Here is a 19,951-nt window from a genome sequence, read left to right as displayed (position 1 = left end):
TCGACAGGTCGCTCCTCGGGGCGGCCCGGCGCCGCGGCGCGGGTGAACCCGCCACGTCGCGCACCGAAGGTCGAGGCCTGGTCACCCGAGTGGCGGCAGCGTCGGCGGGTATGACCACGCCTCTCCGTCACGTCACCAGACCTCCGACGCGGCACGACGGACAGGGGCGCGTACTAGGGTGGCCTCGCCGCCGTTGCCGATCCTCGCCCGGCGGCCTGGAACGACGCCCGAGCCGACCCGGGGGACCACGAGCACATGAGCACACCCGACACCTCCGGCGCGCCGGACGGTGCCACGCCGGACCCGACGGCGACGCCCGGCCCGACGACGCCCGCCGGTCCTGGGCAGTCCGGCGACGCCGGCGGGTGGGGGGCCCCGACGCACGGGCAGCCCGGCTACGGCGCGCCCGGGCACCCCGCACCGCAGCCGCAGTACGGGCAGTACGCGCCCGGGTACGGTCCCGGCCAGGGTCCGGCGGTCCCGCCCGCGGCGCCCGGGGCCTGGGGCCAGCCCGCTGGTCCGGCGGGGACGCCGGCCGACCAGCAGCCGTACGGCGGGCCCGGGTACGGGCAGCCGCAGTACGCCCCGGGCCCGCAGGGTCAGTTCGGACACGGCGAGTACGGGCAGGGCCAGTACGGGCAGGGCCAGTACGGGCAGGGTCAGTACGGCGCCCCCGGGTACGGGCCGCCGCCCGGCCTCGCCGGCGCGCCCTACGCACCGCCCGCCGCGAAGCCCGGCATCGTGCCGCTGCGGCCGCTGTCGCTCGGTGAGATCTTCGACGGCGCGTTCGGGGCCATCCGGCACAACCCGCGCGTGATGCTCGGCATGAGCACGCTCGTCGTCGTGATCGCCACCGTGATCGGGGCGCTCCTCGGGTGGGCGTTCTCGGGGTACGTCGCCGACCTCTTCGTCTCCCTGCCGTCGGAGGCCGGGCTCGGCGGCCTGGAGAACGACTTCGCGACCCTCTACGCGAGCGCCGTCGGCACCGGCCTGACGATGGGCCTCGCGACGCCGATCGTCAGCGGCCTGCTCACGGTGTCCATCGGCCAGTCCGTCATCGGGCGCAAGGCCACCGTCGGCGAGGTCTGGGCGCAGGTCGGGCGCCGGGCCTGGTTCCTCATCGCCTACTCCCTGCTCTTCGGCCTCGCCATGGCGGCCGCCGGCGTCCTCCTCGCCCTGCTGGTCGTGCTGGGCTTCGCGGTGAACGTCGGGCTCGGGGTGGTCCTCGTCCTCGTCGGCATCCTCGCCTACCTCGCCCTCTACGTGTGGCTGGGCGCGCGGACGGGGCTCGCCCCCGCCGCGCTCGCGCTCGAGGGCCAGCCCTTCTGGACGACGATCACCCGTGTGTGGCGGCTCACCCGCGGGAGCTTCTGGCGCCTCGTGGGCATCTACCTCCTGGCCTACGTCGCGATGCTCGTGGTCAACCAGATCATCGCCATGCCGTTCGGGCTGGTCAGCGGGATCGCGCTCGGCGCGGGCCAGGCGTTCGTCAGCACGGCGGTCACGACCCTCGGGACGGCGGTCTCGACCACGGTCCTGACCCTCTTCATCGGGAGCGTCGTCGCGCTGCTCTACATCGACGTGCGCATGCGGCGTGAGGGGCTGGACGTCGAGCTCGCGGCCGCGGCGAACGAGCAGCCGCGCGCATGACCCTGCGGTCGCTCGCGGCCGACGTGCCCGTGCAGCCGGGTGCCGACGAGGCGCGCCGCTGGCTCGTCGAGGAGCTCACGAAGCCGGAGTACAGCACCGACCCGTCGCTCCTGCAGCGGCTCCTCGAGTGGCTCCAGGGTCTCTTCGACGGTGCCCCCGCGCTCGACCTCGGGGGCCCGCTCACCGCGGTGGTCGTCGTCGTGGCCGTCGCGATCGTCGCCGGGATCGCGTACTGGGTCGCGGGACCGGTGCGGCTGTCGCGCCGGGCGGCGGCCTCGGCCGTCTTGCTCGACGACGACGCACGGACCGCCGCCGAGATGCGCGCGGCGGCCGACGCGGCCGCGGCACGGGGCGACTGGGCGACGGCCACGCTCGAGCGCTTCCGCGCCGTCGTGCGCTCGCTCGAGGAGCGCGCGGTCCTCGACGCCCGCCCCGGCCGCACCGCCTGGGAGGCGGCGGAGGCCGCGGGCGAGCGCGTGCCCGACGTCGCCGACGGCCTCGCGCGCGGCGCGCACCTGTTCGACGACGTCGCGTACGGCAAGGCGGACGTCGGGCCGGAGGCCGACGCGTTCCTGCGCGCCCTCGACGAGCGCGCGCTCGCGACCCGGCCCGTGCTGCGCACGCAGGTCGCGGCGTCCGCCCCGTCCGGCGGGGGTGACGTCGCGTGAGCGTCCCCGCACCCCCGACCTCCCGGCCCGCGCCCCCGGCGCGCTCGGCGGGCGGCGACCCCCGCGCCGTCACCACGACGCACGACCCCGTCGTCGGGGACGGCACGACGACGGGGTCCCGCGCCCGGAGCCGGTGGCGCCGCGCCCGCTGGCCGCTCATGATCGTCGTCGCCCTCCTCGTGCTCGCCGGGTTGTCCGCGATCGCCCGGCCCACGACGTCGTCGACACCGCTCGCCCCGGACAACCCGGGGCCCGCGGGCGCGCGGGCCGTGGCCGAGGTGCTGGGCGACCAGGGCGTGGAGGTGACCTACGTGACCACCGTCGCCGACGCCGTCGCGGCGTCCGCCGACGGCGGCACCCTGCTCGTCGCGCAGGGCGACTACCTGCTGGACGAGCAGGTCGACGCCCTCGTGCGGACGCCCACCGACCTCGTGCTGGTCGCGCCCCCCGAGCACCTGCTGGACGTCGCGACCGGCGGCGACGCCGGGCTCGCCTACGACTGGGGGTCGGGCACCGCGGACCGTCCCGCGCGCTGCGAGGACCCGGCCGCGCAGGCCGCGGGGACTCTGCGCTCGGACGGTGTCGGCTTCTTCCTCGTCGACGGGGCGCGCGCCACCCTCTGCTTCCCCTCCCCCGACGACCCGACGACCGGCGCGTACCTCGTGCAGGAGACGGACGGGCGGAGCGTGCGCGCCGTCGACACGACGGCCGTGCTGCGCAACGACGCGGTCGCCGAGGACGGCAACGCCGCGCTCGCGCTGTGGACGCTCGGCGCGAACGACCGGCTCGTGTGGCTCGTGCCCGACCCGTTCGACACGTCGCTCGGCGGCGAGGACGCGCAGACGCCGGCGCTCTCCCTGCCGCCGTGGTTCGGCGTGGTCGCGCTCCAGGCCCTCGTCGTCGCGCTGGTCGTCATGCTGTGGCGCGGCCGCCGGCTCGGCCCGCTCGTCACCGAGGACCTGCCGGTCGTCGTGCGCGCCGCGGAGACCACGCGCGGCCGCGGCCGCCTCTACCGGCGCGCCGGGGCCCGCGGGCACGCCGCGGCCGGGCTGCGCGCGAGCGCCGCGGACCGGCTCGCGGGCCGCCTCGGCCTCCCACGCTCCGCCGACGCGCCCGCCCTCGTCGACGCCGTCGCCCGCGCGACGGGCCGACCGGGCGAGCAGGTCGCCCAGCTCCTGTACGGACCACCACCCGCCGACGACGCGGCGCTGCTCGAGCTCGCGCGTCACCTTGACCGGATCGAGAGCGAGGTCTACCACTCGTGACGCACCACCCCGACGGCTCCGTGCCGCAGCCCGACCGCTACGCGCCGCCACCGCGCCAGGACCAGCAGGCTCCTGCGGACCCGAGCGTCGCCGACCGCGTGAGCGCGGCCGCCGGTGCGCCCGGCAACGAGCCCGGACCGCAGGGCCCCGGCGCCCCGGCGCCGGGCTACGCCCCCGCGCCGCAGGCCGCGTACGGCCCGCCGATCGTCCCCGCGCCGACCCCGACGCCGGCACCCGTGCACGACGCGCCCCCGGCGCCGTCGCCCGAGCTGCGCCAGGCGCTCGCCGCCGTGCGCACCGAGGTCGGCAAGGCCGTCGTCGGGCAGGACGGCGCCGTGACGAGCCTGCTCATCGCGCTGCTGTGCAAGGGCCACGTGCTGCTGGAGGGTGTGCCCGGCGTCGCGAAGACGCTGCTCGTGCGCACGCTCGCCGCGTCGCTCGACCTCGGCACCAAGCGCGTGCAGTTCACGCCCGACCTCATGCCCGGCGACGTCACCGGCTCGCTCGTGTACGACGCGCGGACCGCCGAGTTCTCCTTCCGCGAGGGCCCGGTCTTCACGAACCTGCTGCTCGCGGACGAGATCAACCGCACGCCCCCCAAGACGCAGGCCTCGCTCCTCGAGGCGATGGAGGAGCGCCAGGTGTCGGTCGATGGGACGCCGCGCCCGCTGCCCGACCCGTTCCTCGTCATCGCCACGCAGAACCCCGTCGAGTACGAGGGCACGTACCCGCTGCCCGAGGCCCAGCTCGACCGCTTCCTGCTCAAGGTCGTGCTGCCCCTGCCCGAGCGCGAGCAGGAGGTCGAGGTGCTCGCGCGCCACGCCGCCGGGTTCAACCCGCGCGACCTCGCGGGCGCGGGCGTGCGCCCCGTGGCCGGGCGCGACGTCCTCGACCGGGCGCGTGCCGAGGTCGCGCGCGTGCAGGTCGCGCGCGAGGTGCTCGGCTACGCGGTCGACGTGTGCCGGGCGACGCGACACTCCCCCTCGCTGTCCCTCGGCGTCTCGCCGCGAGGAGCCACCGCGCTGCTCGCGACGGCGCGCGCGTGGGCGTGGCTGTCCGGCCGCTCCTACGTGACCCCGGACGACGTCAAGGCGCTCGCGCACCCGACGCTGCGCCACCGCGTGCAGCTCCGGCCCGAGGCCGAGCTCGAGGGCGTGACGGCCGAGAGCGTGCTCGACACGGTGCTCGCGTCCGTCCCCGTCCCCCGCTGAGGCGCCGCTCGTGGCCCTGACGTGGCGCGCCGTCGTGCTGACGGCGCTCGGTGTCGTCCCCGTGCTCCTGTTCCCCGTGCCGGGGACGGTGCTCGTGTGGACGCTGCTCGTCGTCGCGCTGTGCGCGCTCGACGTGGCCCTCGCGGCGTCCCCGCGCCGGGTCGCGGTCGAGCGCCGGGTCCCGGGGTCGGTCCGCCTCACGGACACGACGACCTCGCGCCTCACGCTCACCAACCTCGCGTCGCGGCGGCTGCGCGCGCTCGTGCGCGACGCGTGGCCGCCGTCGGCCGGGACTCAGGTCAACCGGCACCCGGTCGACCTCCCGCCCGGCGAGGCCGCGCGCGTGACCACGGCGCTCGTCCCCACGCGGCGCGGCGAGCGCGTGGCCGACCGGGTCACGATCCGGTCCTTCGGCCCGCTGCGGCTCGCCGCGCGCCAGGCGTCGATCCCCGTGCCCGGACGCCTGCGCGTGCTCCCCGAGTTCGCGTCCCGCCGCCACCTCCCGAGCCGCCTCGCGCGCCTGCGGGAGATGGACGGCCGCGCAGCGGTCCAGGTGCGCGGCGAGGGCACCGAGTTCGACTCGCTGCGCGAGTACGTCCTCGGCGACGACGTCCGCTCGATCGACTGGCGCGCGTCCGCCCGCGGGCGGGACATGGTCGTGCGCACGTGGCGGCCCGAGCGCGATCGGCGCGTGCTCGTCGTCGTCGACACGTCCCGGACGTCCGCGACGCGCGTCGGCGACGAGCCGCGCCTCGACGCGAGCATCGAGGCCGCGCTGCTGCTCGCCGCGCTCGCCGGGCGCGCGGGCGACCGCGTCGAGCTCATCGCCTACGACCGCACCGTGCGCTCGCGCGTCGCCGGCGCGGCCGGCCCGCGCCTCATGCCTGCGATGGCGGACGCGCTCGCGCCGCTCGAGCCCGCGCTCCTGGAGACCGACTGGCCCGGGCTGGTCGGCGCGGTGCACGAGCGTCTGTCGCAGCGCGCGCTCGTCGTGCTCCTGTCGACGCTGGACGCCGCCGCCGTCGAGACCGGGCTGCTGCCCGTCGTCGGGCAGCTCACGGCGAAGCACCAGGTCGTCCTCGCCGCGGCGGCCGACCCCGAGGTCGTCGCCCTGCGCGACGACCGGTCGGGCACCGCGGAGATCTACGACGCCGCCGCGGCCGCACGCGGGGAGATCGAGCGCGCCGCCGTGACGACCGTGCTGCGCCGTCGTGGTGTCGAGGTCGTCGACGCCCTCCCCGACGACCTCGCCCCCCGCCTCGCCGACACCTACCTCGCCCTCAAGGCGGCAGGCCGCCTTTGACCCCGCTCTGCCGAGGGAGAACCCGGCTCCGCCGGAGGAGAACCGTGGTCGGACCAGGGTTCTCCCTCGCGGGCGGTAGGGTCGTGCGGGTACGTCCATCGACCTCAGGAGAACCCGTGGCCTGGCAGCCGACCGATCCCCGGCAGCGCGAACGGCGCAACCGCCGTGTCGCGATGATCGTCGTGGCGGCGCTCCTCGCGACGTTCCTCATCCCCGCGCTCGCGATCGTGCTGTCCTGACCCGCCGATGCCGGACGGGCGGTTCGGGCCGCGGCTGAGCCACGACGACCTGAACCGTGCGCTGCTCGCGCGGCAGCACCTCGACGCCCCGCGCGACGCGTCGGTCGTGGACGAGGTGCGGCACCTCGTGGGGTTGCAGTCACAGGTGCCGTCGTCGCCGTACCCCGCCCTGTGGTCGCGGCTCGCGGCCTTCGCGCCGGACGACCTGGGCTCGCTCCTCACCGACCGCGAGGTCGTGCGCGTGGCGACGCTGCGCGGGACGGTCCACCTCGTCGCGGCGGAGGACGCGCTCGGGCTCACGGCGCTGGTGCGTCCGACGCTCGCCGCGTACCTGCGCGCGAAGAACCAGCACGGCACCTCGCTCGCGGACGTCGACCTCGACGACCTGGAGGAGGTCGCGCGCGACCTCCTCGCCGAGCCGCTGACCTCGGTCGAGCTCGGGCAGCGACTCGCCCGGCGGTGGCCCGACGTCGACCCCAAGCACCTCGCGTACGGAGCGCGCTGCCTGCTGCCGCTCGTGCAGGTGCCGCCGCGCGGGCTCTGGGGCGCGAGCGGGCCGGGCACCACGACCACGTGGACGACGGCGCAGGCGTGGCTGGGCCGGACCGACGCGGTCCTCGACGCGGTCGCGCACGACACGGATCCTGACGCCGTCCTCGCGACGCGCGTCGGGCTCGTGCGGCGCTACCTGGCGGCGTTCGGCCCGGCGTCCGTGGTCGACGCGCAGCGCTGGGCGGGGCTCACCCGGCTCAAGGCCGCGTTCGACGTCCTGCGTCCCGGGCTCGTGACGTTCACCGGCCCGGACGGCAAGGAGCTGTTCGACCTCCCCGACGCGCCGCGCCCACCCGGGGACGCGCCCGTGCCGACGATCCTCGCGGGCGACTTCGACAACCTCGTCCTCGCGCACGACGACCGGACGCGGGTCCTCGGCGACGTCCCGGTCAAGAGCGTCGTGAGCGTCAACGGCCAGGTCGCGGCGACGGTGCTGGTCGACGGCCGGGTGGCCGGGGCGTGGACGGCCCGGCCCGCCGGAGCCACGGCGTCCCGGCGTGCGGTGCGCGCCACGGCCGAGGGCACGCCGACGAGCGCGACCGCGCACGCCGTCGTGGAGGTCGAGGTGCGGCCCCTGCACGGTCCGGCGGGCGCGACGTCCGCGCGTGCGGCGCCGACGGCCGCCGGGTCGGACGCGGTCACGGCGCGCGACGCTCGCCGCTCGCCGGCCGACCGGCTCGGTGACCCGGCCGTCATCGACGCGCTCGTCGCCCGTGCCGAGGACTGGGTGCGGTGCGCCTGGCCCGGGGCCCGGGCGCACGTCGCCGTGCTGGAATGAGCCGGTCGCGCCTACCCGACGGAGACCTCGACTCCCCCAGCAGATCCCCGGCAGTCCCCGGAGATCCCCGACGACCGCCGCTCAGGCCGCGACGGGGGCGACGTCGCCCGCGTGGTCGGCGGTGAGGTCGCCCGTCTCGCCCGCCTGCACGGCACGACGGCCGAGGACGATCGTGTAGACCCAGAACGCGGCGAGGGCGATCGCGCCGACGACGATCTTGAGCCACCACGGCAGGGTCGAGCCCGTGACGAAGCCCTCGATGACGCCGGAGACCGCGAGCGCGATCGCGAGCCCGATCGCGACGGTGACGAGCGCGCGCCCCTCCTGGGCGAGCGCACGCGACCGGGGCAGCGGCCCCGGGTCGACCCACGCCCAGAAGATGCGCAGGCCCGCGGCGCCCGCGACGAAGATCGACATGAGCTCGAGGAGGCCGTGCGGCGCGATGAGCTGGAGGAACAGCCCCAGCTCGCCGTGCGCGGCCATCATGCCGCCGATCGAGCCGACCATGAGGGCGTTCTGGAAGAGGACCCAGACGGGGAACAGGCCCGTGATCCCGAGGCCGATGCAGAACATCGCGATGCGCGCGTTGTTCGTCCACACGACGGCGGCGAAGTCGACGCCGGGGTCGTAGTACGACGCGAACGCGTCGTTCACGTACTCCTCCTGGGAGCTCGGCGTCCCCATCGAGGCGAGACCCTCGGGCGTCGTGGCGACCCACGTGCCCGCGACGAGCGCGACGAGGAGGCAGGCCGCCGTCACCCCGACGGACCACCAGCGGATGCGGTAGAGGGCGGCCGGGAGCGCGACCGTGAGGAACCGCACCACGTCGCGCCACGCGGGCTCGTGGGCCCCGGCGATGCGCGTCCGCGCGCGACCGAGGAGGACGGAGAGCCGCGAGATGAGCACCGGGTCCGGTGCGACGGACCGGACGGTCGACAGGTGGGTCGCGACGGCCTGGTAGAGCCGGACCATCTCGTCCGCCTCGGCGCCGTCGAGGGTGCGCCGCGAGGTGAGCGCCTCGAGGCGGTCCCACTCCGCGCGGTGCACGTCGGTGAAGGCGTCGATGTCCATCAGCCGGGCACCACCCGGGAACGTGCCGCACGGAGAGCGTCGAGGTCCACGACCGATACCCTGCCACACGGGGCGTGCCGCCGGTGCGCCGACCGACGGCGGGTGCTGGGCCCGTGACGACGAGAGCGAGGCGGACGTGCGCGACGGCATCCTGATCGGCGAGGGCGTCGTCCTCGACGCCCGGCCCGCGTCGTTCGCGACGCGCGGGCTCGCGCTCTTCCTCGACATGCTGGTCCTGCTCGTGCTCGTCCTCGCGTCGCTCTTCGCGTTCGCGTGGTCGCTCGACTCGCTCGAGCTCGACATGGCCACGGCGATCGTCATCGCGTTCTCGGTCCTCGTCATGGTCGTGATCCCGACGACGGTCGAGACGCTGTCGCGCGGGCGGTCGCTCGGCAAGCTCGCGCTCGGCATCCGGGTCGTGCGCGACGACGGCGGCCCGGTCCGCTTCCGGCACGCGTTCCTGCGCGCCCTGGTCGGGGTGGGCGAGATCTGGCTGACCTTCGGCTCGGTGGCGCTGGTCGCGTCGTTGACGAACGACAAGGGCAAGCGGCTCGGCGACATGGCCGCCGGGACGTACGCGATCCGGGTGCGGGGCGGGCGGCCGACGCTCGTGCCGCTCGTCATGCCGCCGTTCCTCGGCGCCTGGGCGTCGCACGCCGACATGCGGCGGCTCCCCGACGGTCTCGCGCTCGCCGCGCGGCAGTTCCTGGGGCGCGCTGACCGGCTGCACCCGGCGTCTCGGGCGCGGCTCGGGCAGGAGCTCGCGGGGCAGGTCGAACGGTACGTCGCGCCGGGCCCGCCGCCCGGGACGCACCCCGAGACGTTCCTCCTGGCCGTGCTCGCCGAGCGCCGGGACCGGGACCGGGCCACGGCGCAGCGCGCGCAGGCCGCGGCGCACGAACAGGCCGAGCTGCTCCACCGGCTCCCCTACTCCGTCCCCGACCCGACACGCTGACCCGCACCCGTCAGCGCCTCGTCGTGACCGAGCGCGACGACGCGCTGACAGGTTGCGCGGGGCGTGCGTCCTCGAAGCGGCCGACCGCCCGGGAGATGCCCAGGAGCACGAGCGCGAAGGCGCCGAACCACACGGGTCGGCTCGCCCACCAGTCGGCGCCGCCCGGCGCCGGGAGCTCCTGGCCGAGCACCACGAGCACCGTCCCCACGACGACGATCATCGCCGTGAGGTGCCACAGGTACACCGTCATGGACCGGCGGGCGAGGCCCGCGACGACGGCCCGGCCGCGCCCGTCCGCCCAGCGCGCGAGCGGACCTCGGGCGGCGAGCGCGAGCGCGACGAGCGCGACCGCGTGCAGGACGACGGGCGCCGTCGGCGGGCCGAGGTTCGACATCGCGTCCCCCGGCATGCCGATGAGCGAGACCGGGTACGGCCCGACGGCGACGAGCAGGGCCGCGAGCGCCGCCGCCGCGAGCCCGACCCCGACGAGCACGAGCGGACGCGGGAGGACGGCGACCGGCACGACGCGACCGCGGCGCACGACCCGAGCCCCGGAGCGCGCGTCGGCGTAGAGGAGACCGATCGCGTAGGGCACCGCCCAGACGAGCACGACGTCCACGAGCGCGAGGCGCTCCAGCCCGGCACCGAAGCGCAGCGCCTCGACCGCGAGCGGCGCGGCGACGAGCGCGGCGACGGCCCACCAGCCCGCGGCGTGCAGCGCGCGCCGCAGGAGCGGGGTGAGCACCACGAGACCGAGGTAGACCGCGAGGAACCACAGGAGCTGCGGCGCGAGCGTCGCGAGCGACCGCACGGCGTCGCCCGGCAGCCCGACCGCGAGCAGGACCCCGATCGCGACCACCCAGGCCCCGACGAAGACCCCGACGGGGCGCAGCAGCCGCGGCACGCGCCGCCCGGCGATCCGTACCCCGGAGGCGAGGTCGGCGAGGACGCTCGGGCGGGCCACGACCCGACCCGCGCCCGCCGGCCCGGCCGGGCGAGCGCCGTCGGCCCCGCGCTGCAGCCCGTAGGCCGCCGAGGCGCCCGCGGCGAAGAACAGCAGCGCGAGGACCTGGAGCACCCAGGTGACCGTCCAGCCCGCGCCGTGCGCCAGGGCGTTGCCGGTGCGCAGGTGCTCGCCGTCCCACGTCGCGTCCGCCATGAGCCAGTGCACGGTGAGCACGCTGAGCGTCGCCAGGGCGCGCACGGCGTCGACGAACACGTCGCGCCGGGGCCGGCGTGGTCCGTCCGGTGCGGGGAGGCGGGTCGGGACGTCGCCGGGCGTCCGCGCCGGGCCCGACGACGGTCGGTCCCGGAGGGCGGGCCGCCCGCCCGGCGACGCGGGCCGGGCGGGCAGGGGGCGCGCCCGGGACGGCGCGCGGGGCGGGGAGGGGGGCGGCGACAGGACGGCCACGGGATGCTCCAAGGTCGGCGTTCCCGGGAGGATCCCCGGTGCTCACCAGTCTCGAAACATCCCGTTCGTCCCGGTACGGGACGGTCCCCCGACCCTGTCGCGGCAGCCCACCCGGCCGGACGGGGGCTGTCCCCCGGGCAGCGCCCGTCAGATCTTGAGGTACCGCAGCACGGCGAGCACGCGCCGGTGGTCGCCCGCGTCCTGGGGCAGCCCGAGCTTGCCGAAGATCGACGTGACGTTCTTCTCGACCGCGCCGTAGGAGAGGAACAGCGCCTCGGCGATGGCGGAGTTCGACCGACCCTGCGCCATGAGCTCCAGGACCTCGGTCTCGCGCGGCGTGAGGCGCGCCAGCCCGTCGTCGGACCGCGACGCGCCCATGAGCTGGCTCACGACCTCCGGGTCGAGCACGGTCTGCCCGGCCGCGATGCGCGTGAGCGCGTCGACGAACTCGCCGACGTCGGCGACGCGGTCCTTGAGCAGGTACCCGACGCCGCGCGCTCCGCCCGTGAGCAGCTCGCTCGCGAACCGCGTCTCGACGTACTGGGAGAAGAGCAGCACGCCCAGCTCGGGGTGCGCCGCGCGCAGCGCGAGGGCGGCGCGCAGCCCTTCGTCGGTGAACGTCGGGGGCATGCGGATGTCGACGACCGCGACGTCGGGCAGCACGCCGGTGGCGGCGAGGTGCGCGACCTGCGCGACGAGCTCGTCGCCGTCCGCGACCGCGGCCACGACCTCGTGGCCGCGGCGCGTGACGAGCGCGACGAGGCCGTCGCGCAGGATGGCGGAGTCCTCGGCGATGACGAGTCGCATGGTGTCCTTCCGGTCGGGCGGGCCGTCCGGCCCGGGCGGGTGGGTCCTCCCCGGGACATCGTGCCCGACGGCGGCGGTGCGCCCGGGCAGGACACGGACGTCCGCGCGCACGTCAGACCCGCACGGGCAGGAGGACGGTGACGACCGTCGGGCCGCCGACCGGGCTCGTGAGCTCGAACGAGCCGTCCACGGAGCGCACGCGCTCCGCGAGGCCCGCGAGACCCGACCGCTGGCCGTCGGACCCCGGCTGCACGACGCGCGCGCCGCCCTGGCCGTCGTCGCGCACCCGCAGGCGCAGCCGGGCGCCGCGGCCGCTGCCCTGCCGCTCGACGAGCACGTACACGCCCGTGGCGCGCGCGTGCTTGACCGCGTTCGTCACGAGCTCGGCGACGCAGAAGTAGGCGATCGACTCGACGGCGGGCGCCAGGCGTCCCGATGCCTCGACCTCGGGGTCGACGTCGACCGTGACCGGGAGCGGCGAGCGCGCCGCGAGCGTCTCGAGCGCGACCGCGAGACCGTTGTCGAGCGCGGGCGGGTGGATGCCGCGCGCGAGCTCGCGGAGCTCGACGAGCGCCTCCTTGGTCGACGAGTGGGCGAGGTCGACGAGATCGAGCGCCTCCCCGGGGTCGCCTCCCGTGGCGAGCTGCTCCTTGGCCTCCCCGAGCTGCATCGCGACGGCGACCAGGCGCGCCTGCGTGCCGTCGTGCAGGTCGCGCTCGATGCGCCGCAGCTTCGCGTCCGCGTCCTCGACGGTGCGGCCGCGCGACTCCTCGAGGTCGGCGACGCGCAGGCTCGACAGCGTGGGCCCGAGCAGCGCGACGGTGAGCGCCCGGAACAGCTGGACGAAGCCCCGGTTGATCTGCGCCCAGAGGAACACGAAGAGCAGACCGACGAGGACGAGCCCGAGCTGGCGCACCGGGGTGTCGACGAACCAGTCGGTGCCGAAGGACGCGCCGCGGTGCCACGACCCGTCGCTCGCCTGCTGGAGCGGGAGCCACCGCGACCAGAACCAGTGCGTCATGCCCCCGAGGCCGACGGCGAGGAAGACCGTGCTCACCACGAAGGACACGATCGCGAGGGGGAACGTGACGAGGAGGAAGAGCACCGCCCGCCAGCCCGTCCCGTCGCCGATCCCGCTCCACAGCGTGCTCCAGAACCCGCGGCGCCGTACGTAGGGCGCGGGGGCGGCGACGTCGACGCCGAGCGCCGACCGTGCGAGCGACCGGTACATCGAGCCCCAGCCGCGGCCGCCGACGACGACCCAGCCCGCGACGACGAGCCCGATGACGGGCACGAGCATCGCCACGAGAAACACCACGGCGAACAGCCCGTAGGTGAACGCGAAGGGCGCGAGGAGGATCGCGAGCCACAGGTACCCGTACTCGCGCCACGTCCGCGCCGCGAACGGGGCGCGCGCGAACCCGACGTGCTCGCGGTGGTCGACGTAGCGCGGGTCGGGACGCGACCCGGTGAACGCCACGACGTCCCCGGCCTTCGGGGGCGCGACGTCGGCGGCGAGCGGCTGCGTCGCAGGTCCCGGCACCGGGGTGCCGGACGACGACGGGTCTCCGGCGGGCGCGACGCTCGGCTGGTCAGGGGTCACGGCAGTCATGGTGCCAGTCTCGGCGCCCCGCTGCGGCGGCGACAGGGTGGCGTCCGCCGCGCCGGGGTGGGGACAACCCCCGTGTCCTCCGGTCAGGGCGTGGTCGTGACAGCCGGCGCGGTCGCCTCGTCGGCCCTCTCGGTCGTGCTGGTCGGACCGGTCGTGCCGGTCGTCCCGGCCGGGTGGCGCCGGGCGGTCGTGCGCAGCGCCGGCCAGAGGAGGACGCCCGCGAGCAGGACGACCCCGACGGCCGCGAGCCACCACCCGTCGACGCGCAGCGGTCCCAGGAGCCGGTCGTACACGACACCCGTCGCGTTCTCGGCCACCGCAGGCGGCAGCGCCTCGAGGTACTTCGCGCGCCCGAACGCGATCGCGCCGACGAGGAGGAGCCCCGCCGCCGTCCAGGTCCCGGCGACGAGCGCGACGCCTCGACGCCGCTCCGGGGCGACCCACACCGCGAGCGCCGCGAGCCCGACCACGATCCACGGCAGCCACGCCGCGGCGCGCCCGAGCCACGCGACCCCGGTCTGGACGACCGTGACCTGGGGGAACTGCCCGAGCGTGAGCTGCGGGTCGAGGTCGGGGATGCGCTCGGCGAACGAGAAGCCGCGCAGCTGGAGCGCGGTGCGCACGTCGTCCACGACGGGTCCCAGGGAGAGCCGGACGACGCCGTCCTCGGACGCACGGACGACGTCGCCCTCCCCCGTGACGACGTACACGACCGCACGGTGCCCGGTCCGGTTGACCTGCTCCCACGCCGTCGCGAACGCCTGGGAGCCGACCACGCGCTCGACGACCCCGCGGACGAGCCGCTCCACCTGGTCGTACAGCAGGGGGGCGAGCGCGGCGGCCGCCGCCTCGGACCGCTGCGTGGCCTGGTCCGACAGGATCGGGCGCTCGGTCGGGTCGATCGACGCGGCGAGCCCGTCCAGAGCGTCCGCGGTCATGGTCTCGACGTCGACGCGGGCCATCACCTGGTCGGTGACGGTGTCGACGACCTGGGCCCGCACGGACTCGTCGGACGCGAGGGGCCGCACGATCGCGACGTACCGGTCGGTGTCGAGCAGCGTGCCGTCGGCGTACCGCGCCACGAGCGCGGCGATCGCGAGGACGCCGCCGAGCAGCAGGAGGAGCCCCCCGGCGGTCCAGCGGACCCATCCCGGCACCGCGCGGCGCGGGCGCGCCGGAGCGGCGGGCGCCGTGGCCTCGCGCGTGCGCTCCGGCACGGTCTCGGCGCTCACCGGGCGACCGCCGGCACGGTCACAGCGGCCCGGTCAGTGCAGGAGGTACTTGACGGCGATGACGACGCCGCCGAACGCCGCCGCGAGGGCGGTCTCCCCGACGAGACGGCCGCCCCGGGCACCTGCCCGGTAGGCGGCGAGGAAGCCGACGACGCCGAGGAGCACGACGGTGAACCACACCGCGACGAGCGCGGCGTCCTCGACGCCCGCCCCGAGCACGTAGGCGAGCAGGTAGACCACGATCCCGGGAACCGCACCGAGCAACACCCCCACGTTGAGCCGAAGAGCCGTGAGGGTACGGTCCCACAGGGAGTGCCCGGTGTCGCGGAACCGGCCGCTCACCGCGTCGACGTAGCAGTGCGCGAGCCAGTAGCCCACGGCGACGAGCGAGACGGCGAGCACGACCCGGTCGCCCGTCGGGGCGTGGACGCTCGACACCGCCATGACGAAGCCCGCGACGATGGCGCCGTACAGGAGGTCGTGCGGGGGTTCACGCTCCCACCGGTTGCCGACGCGGTGCCACAGGAGCCGGAGGCGGCCCGGGGGCGGGCCGACGGGCTCGCCCCCGACCGAGCTCCCCGCTCCGCTCCCGGCCTCGCCACCACCCGCGTCGCCACCCGCGCCCTCGGGGCGCGAGGGCACGACGGGGGCACGCTCGTCGGACGTCGGCTCCATACGGCCTCCTCCTGGCGCGGGCGGTGCGCGCCGTGCTCAGTAGCGGTAGTGCTCCGGCTTGTACGGCCCTTCGACAGGGACGCCCAGGTAGTCCGCCTGGCTCGGCGAGAGCTCGGTCAGCCGGACGCCGAGCGCGTCGAGGTGCAGGCGCGCGACCTTCTCGTCGAGAACCTTCGGGAGGCGGTAGACCTGGCGGGCGTAGGCGCGCTCCGCCTCGGGTCGGCGGGCGTCCTCGAAGAGCTCGATCTGGCCGATCACCTGGTTGGAGAACGAGTTGCTCATGACGAACGACGGGTGACCGGTCGCGTTGCCGAGGTTGAGCAGGCGCCCCTCGGAGAGCACGACGATCGAGCGGCCCGCGGCCTGCCCGCCCGGACCGGGCTCGGCGAACGTCCACTCGTGGACCTGCGCCTTGATCTCGGTGCGGGTCACACCGGGCGTCTCGGCGAGGCCGGCCATGTCGATCTCGTTGTCGAAGTGGCCGATGTTCCCGACGACGGCCTTGTCCTTCATCGCGACGAGGTGCTCGGCGCGGATCACGTCCTTGTTGCCCGTGGTCGTGATGAAGAAGTCCGCCACGCCGAGCACGTCCTCGATCCGGGCGACCTGGTAGCCGTCCATCGCGGCCTGGAGCGCGCAGATCGGGTCGACCTCGGACACGATGACGCGCGCGCCCTGGCCGCGGAACGCCTCGGCCGCGCCCTTGCCGACGTCCCCGTACCCGGCGACGAACGCGACCTTGCCGCCCATGAGGACGTCGGTCGCGCGGTTGATGCCGTCCGGCAGCGAGTGGCGGATGCCGTACTTGTTGTCGAACTTCGACTTGGTGACCGAGTCGTTGACGTTGATCGCCGGGAACAGCAGCTCGCCCGCCTCGGCGAGCTGGTAGAGGCGGTGCACGCCCGTCGTCGTCTCCTCGGTGACGCCCTGGACCGCCTGGGCGATCGTCGTCCAGCGCAGGGGGTCGGCGTCGAGCGCGCGACGCAGCACGGCGCGCACGACGTTCATCTCGTGCGTGTGGTCGGGCTCGCCCGGCAGCGTGTCGGGCGGGACGACGCCCGCGCGCTCGTACTGCAGGCCGAGGTGGACGAGCATCGTCGCGTCGCCGCCGTCGTCGAGGATGAGGTTGGGCGACTCGTCCCCGGGCCACAGGAGGATCTGCTCCGTGCAGTCCCAGTACTCCTCGAGGCTCTCGCCCTTCCAGGCGAAGACGGGCACGCCCTGCGGGTCCTCGGGCGTGCCGTGCGGCCCGACGACGACGGCGGCCGCGGCCTCGTCCTGCGTGGAGAAGATGTTGCAGCTCGCCCAGCGCACCTGCGCCCCGAGCGCCACGAGCGTCTCGATGAGGACGGCGGTCTGCACCGTCATGTGGAGCGACCCGGCGATCCTTGCCCCGGCGAGGGGCTGCGACTCGCCGTACTCGGCCCGCAGCGCCATGAGGCCGGGCATCTCGTGCTCGGCGAGGCGGAGCTGGTGACGGCCCGCCTCCGCGAGGGACAGGTCGCGGACCTTGTAGCGGCCGGGGGCCTCGTCGAAGCCGGGAGCCGCTCCCGGGGTGCCGGTCGTCGGGGCTGGCGCTGTGGTGGACATGGTTCTCCTGTGCGTCTCTCGGTGCCGGTCGGGCCGGTGGTGCCGACCCTGCTGATGACCGGCCGGTGGCTGCGCTGGGGGCTCCCGTCCGCGCCGGACGGGACCTCGGCCCGCCCGGTCACCAGCCTACCGACGACCGCGTCGAGCAGCCCCGGCGAGCGGGACGTCCGACGCAGGTCACACCGTTCGTCCGGCGCGCGCGCCCGGGCGCGCGCGTAACACGATTGCTTGACCATCTCAAGGTCACAAAGGGATAACGATCCGCGATCGTTCGTCATCCGCATCGTTCCAACGATGTTCGGTCAAGAATCGTCCTAGAACACCCCCTGATACCCGGGTGCTGGGTAGAAGTTGAACCTCGAATCAGGCAGGGTGCGTAGGTACCGATTGACGTCGGACCAGCATGTGGCCCGCTGTGCGCAGAGCGCGGAGGTCGCCCCCCGGGCAGCCGACCGCGACGCGTCCACAGGTCATGTCCACGCTCCCGAGACGCCGCCGCCGGACCCCTCTGGCGCCGTCCTCGCGCGGGGCGTGCCGGTCCCCCGCACGGAAGGTGGCGAGACCCGCCCGCATGACCGCACCCAGCATCACCCCGCCCGACAGCGCCTCCACGGCCGCCGAACCCGGCATCCCGAGCAGCACGCCCCCCACCGACGTCGCCGTCTCCGTCCGCGACGTGTACAAGGTCTTCGGCCGTCGGCCGGTCGAGGCGATCCGCCGGCTCGAGCAGGGCGCGTCGCGCGACGACGTCAAGACGCTCGGCACCGCCGCGGTCATCGACGCGTCCTTCGACGTCCGGCGCGGTGAGATCTTCGTCGTCATGGGCCTCTCCGGCTCGGGCAAGTCGACGCTCATCCGCATGCTCAACGGCCTGTGGAAGCCGACCGCGGGCCACGTCCTCGTCGGCGGGACCGACCTCGCGTCCACCGACGCCAAGCAGCTGCGCGCCCTGCGCCGCAGCAGCGTGAGCATGGTGTTCCAGCACTTCGCGCTGCTCCCCCACCGCACCGTGCTCGACAACGCGGCCTACCCGCTCGAGATCCAGGGCGTCGGCAAGGCCGAGCGTCGCGAGAGGGCGCGCACCGCGCTCGACCTCGTCGGTCTCGGCGGCTGGGAGGACTCGCTCCCGTCCCAGCTCTCCGGCGGGATGCGCCAGCGCGTCGGCCTCGCCCGCGCGCTCGCCGCCGACACCGACGTCCTCCTCATGGACGAGGCGTTCAGCGCGCTCGACCCGCTCATCCGTCGCGAGATGCAGGAGCAGCTCCTCGACCTCCAGCAGCGCCTCGGCAAGACGATCGTCTTCATCACGCACGACCTCAACGAGGCCATGCACCTCGGCGACCGCATCGCCGTCATGCGCGACGGCCGGATCGTGCAGATCGGCACCGCCGAGGAGATCCTGTCCGACCCGGCGAACGACTACGTCGCGCAGTTCGTCGCCGACGTCGACCGCACTCGCGTGCTCACCGCGTCCTCCGTCATGGTGCGGCCCGCGGTCGTCGTGCCGCTCTCCGGCGGCCCCCGCCAGGCGAGCCGGGCCATGCGCGAGGCGCAGGTGTCCGCCGCCTACGTCGTCGACCGCCAGCGGCACCTGCAGGGCGTCGTGCGCGACGACGACGCCGTGGCCGCGCTGAAGAAGGGGAAGGACAGCCTCGACGGCCTCGTGCGCGACGGCGTCGTACCCGTCTCCCCCGACACCCCGCTCGCGGAGATCTTCGCGCCCGCCGCCGAGTCCTCGCTCCCCGTGCCCGTGACCGACGAGCAGGGACGGCTCGTCGGCGTGGTGCCGCGCGTGACGCTCCTCGAGGCGATGGTCCCCGGCGACCAGCCGCGCACCGGCGAGATCGACCTCGGCCCGGACACGCCCGCGGAGCCCGCACCCGTCGACGACCCCCGCGTGGCCGACGCCCCGCCAGGTGACGCCGTCGACCTCGGCGCCGACCGCCAGGACGGGGGTGCCCGCTGATGGACATGACCGACTACCTCGTGCCCCGCCTCCCCCTCGGCGAGTGGGTCGACGCCTTCGTCTCCTGGATGACGACGACGTTCCGGCCGCTGTTCCGGTTCGTCAAGGACCTCCTCGTCGGCGTCTACGACGCCCTCGACGTCGTGCTCTCCAGCCCGCCGTTCTGGGTCGTCGCCGTCGTGCTCGCCGCGCTCGCGTTCTTCGTCAAGGGCTGGAAGCTCGCGCTCGGGTCGCTCGTCGGCTTCGTCGTGATCGCGGGCGTCGACCAGTGGGACAACGCGATGGACACCCTCGCGCTGGTCATCGTCGCCGCCGTGATCGCGCTCGCGATCGCGATCCCGCTCGGCATCTGGGCCGCGCGGAACGACCGGGTCAGCGCGGTCGTCCGCCCCGTGCTCGACTTCATGCAGACCATGCCGGCGTTCGTCTACCTCATCCCGACCGTGGTCATCTTCCTCACCGGCCCGGTGCCCGGGATCATCGCGACCATCGTCTTCGCCATGGCTCCCGGCGTCCGGTTCACCGAGCTCGGCATCCGCCAGGTCGACAAGGAGGTGGTCGAGGCCGGGCACGCCTTCGGCTCCACCCCCGGGCGCATCCTGCGCCAGATCCAGCTCCCGCTCGCCCTGCCCACCATCATGGCCGGGGTCAACCAGGTGATCATGCTGTCGCTGTCCATGGTCGTCATCGCCGGCATGGTCGGCGCCGGCGGCCTCGGGGAGCCCGTGGTCGCCGCCCTCCAGCGCGTCGACGTCGCCCTCGGCTTCGAGGCCGGCCTCGCCGTCGTCATCCTCGCGATGTTCCTCGACCGCGTCACGTCGGCGCTCGGCGACCGCGCCCCCGTCGCGCGGGCGCTCGCCGCGGCGCGCGTCTGACGCGCGCATCCGACGCGCGAGACAGAACCCGCCCCGGCCCGAGAGCCGGAGACCGCCCGCCGAGCCCCCGCCGTCGGGCACACCGACCGGG

At 75.4% G+C, this 19,951-nt stretch carries 17 protein-coding genes; 10 read left to right on the top strand and 7 right to left on the bottom strand.

The window, feature by feature from the left end; genetic code table 11:
- The first annotated feature begins 255 nt into the window (after positions 1-255).
- From FIC82_RS07915 to FIC82_RS07890, 7 genes are all read left to right on the top strand, one after another.
- Complete coding sequence (locus FIC82_RS07915) at positions 256-1,650, top strand: hypothetical protein (RefSeq protein WP_154798187.1); 1,395 nt, start codon at positions 256-258, stop codon at positions 1,648-1,650.
- On the top strand, positions 1,647-2,318 hold the full coding sequence (locus tag FIC82_RS07910; RefSeq protein WP_154798186.1) for a DUF4129 domain-containing protein: 672 nt from the start codon (positions 1,647-1,649) through the stop codon (positions 2,316-2,318). The genes FIC82_RS07915 and FIC82_RS07910 overlap by 4 nt, the downstream gene beginning before the upstream one ends.
- On the top strand, positions 2,315-3,583 hold the full coding sequence (locus tag FIC82_RS07905) for a DUF4350 domain-containing protein (RefSeq protein WP_253691597.1): 1,269 nt from the start codon (positions 2,315-2,317) through the stop codon (positions 3,581-3,583). Before FIC82_RS07910 ends, FIC82_RS07905 begins: the two co-directional genes overlap by 4 nt.
- 203 nt (positions 3,584-3,786) lie before the next feature.
- On the top strand, positions 3,787-4,794 hold the full coding sequence (locus FIC82_RS07900; protein ID WP_168732234.1) for an AAA family ATPase: 1,008 nt from the start codon (positions 3,787-3,789) through the stop codon (positions 4,792-4,794).
- Positions 4,795-4,804: 10 nt separating this feature from the next.
- Positions 4,805-6,097 (top strand): DUF58 domain-containing protein, encoded by a 1,293-nt coding sequence (locus FIC82_RS07895; RefSeq protein WP_168731617.1) that lies wholly within the window; start codon positions 4,805-4,807, stop codon positions 6,095-6,097.
- 116 nt (positions 6,098-6,213) lie between these two features.
- Positions 6,214-6,336, top strand: coding sequence for a hypothetical protein (locus FIC82_RS21180; protein ID WP_256390414.1), 123 nt, complete (start codon positions 6,214-6,216; stop codon positions 6,334-6,336).
- A 7-nt stretch (positions 6,337-6,343) separates the two neighbouring features.
- Positions 6,344-7,666, top strand: a complete 1,323-nt coding sequence (locus FIC82_RS07890) for a winged helix DNA-binding domain-containing protein (protein ID WP_154798185.1) — start codon at positions 6,344-6,346, stop codon at positions 7,664-7,666.
- An 81-nt stretch (positions 7,667-7,747) separates the two neighbouring features.
- On the opposite strand, the gene FIC82_RS07885 is transcribed toward FIC82_RS07890, so the two are convergent.
- Entirely contained in the window at positions 7,748-8,737 is a 990-nt protein-coding gene (locus tag FIC82_RS07885; RefSeq protein ID WP_154798184.1) for a stage II sporulation protein M, read from the bottom strand.
- Between the two features lie 136 nt (positions 8,738-8,873).
- On the opposite strand from FIC82_RS07885, the gene FIC82_RS07880 reads away from it, so the two are divergent.
- Positions 8,874-9,692: an RDD family protein gene (locus FIC82_RS07880; protein WP_168731616.1), complete on the top strand. Its 819-nt coding sequence runs from the start codon at positions 8,874-8,876 to the stop codon at positions 9,690-9,692.
- A gap of 10 nt (positions 9,693-9,702) precedes the next feature.
- On the opposite strand, the gene FIC82_RS07875 is transcribed toward FIC82_RS07880, so the two are convergent.
- The 6 genes from FIC82_RS07875 to ahcY all read right to left on the bottom strand — a co-directional run bounded on the left by FIC82_RS07875 (position 9,703) and on the right by ahcY (position 17,019).
- Positions 9,703-10,911, bottom strand: coding sequence for an acyltransferase family protein (locus tag FIC82_RS07875; protein ID WP_418884354.1), 1,209 nt, complete (start codon positions 10,909-10,911; stop codon positions 9,703-9,705).
- A gap of 339 nt (positions 10,912-11,250) precedes the next feature.
- Complete coding sequence (locus tag FIC82_RS07870; RefSeq protein WP_154798182.1) at positions 11,251-11,910, bottom strand: response regulator transcription factor; 660 nt, start codon at positions 11,908-11,910, stop codon at positions 11,251-11,253.
- Between the two features lie 112 nt (positions 11,911-12,022).
- Positions 12,023-13,522 carry a sensor histidine kinase gene (locus FIC82_RS07865; protein ID WP_154798181.1) on the bottom strand — a complete coding sequence of 500 codons (1,500 nt, stop codon included), beginning with the start codon at positions 13,520-13,522 and terminating at the stop codon, positions 12,023-12,025.
- An 83-nt stretch (positions 13,523-13,605) separates the two neighbouring features.
- Entirely contained in the window at positions 13,606-14,754 is a 1,149-nt protein-coding gene (locus tag FIC82_RS07860) for a hypothetical protein (protein WP_154798180.1), read from the bottom strand.
- 33 nt (positions 14,755-14,787) lie between these two features.
- Positions 14,788-15,429 carry a hypothetical protein gene (locus tag FIC82_RS07855; protein ID WP_154798179.1) on the bottom strand — a complete coding sequence of 214 codons (642 nt, stop codon included), beginning with the start codon at positions 15,427-15,429 and terminating at the stop codon, positions 14,788-14,790.
- A gap of 36 nt (positions 15,430-15,465) precedes the next feature.
- A complete protein-coding gene (gene ahcY / locus FIC82_RS07850) occupies positions 15,466-17,019 on the bottom strand; it encodes an adenosylhomocysteinase (RefSeq protein WP_154798178.1) in 1,554 nt (517 codons plus the stop codon).
- Positions 17,020-17,590: 571 nt separating this feature from the next.
- On the opposite strand from ahcY, the gene FIC82_RS07845 reads away from it, so the two are divergent.
- Positions 17,591-18,985, top strand: coding sequence for a quaternary amine ABC transporter ATP-binding protein (locus tag FIC82_RS07845; RefSeq protein WP_154798177.1), 1,395 nt, complete (start codon positions 17,591-17,593; stop codon positions 18,983-18,985).
- Between the two features lie 5 nt (positions 18,986-18,990).
- Positions 18,991-19,860 carry an ABC transporter permease gene (locus FIC82_RS07840; protein WP_154798176.1) on the top strand — a complete coding sequence of 290 codons (870 nt, stop codon included), beginning with the start codon at positions 18,991-18,993 and terminating at the stop codon, positions 19,858-19,860.
- Positions 19,861-19,951: the final 91 nt, after the last annotated feature.

Source organism: Cellulosimicrobium protaetiae (assembly GCF_009708005.2).
Classification (GTDB): domain Bacteria; phylum Actinomycetota; class Actinomycetes; order Actinomycetales; family Cellulomonadaceae; genus Cellulosimicrobium; species Cellulosimicrobium protaetiae.
This window is presented reverse-complemented; position numbering and strand designations above follow the sequence as displayed.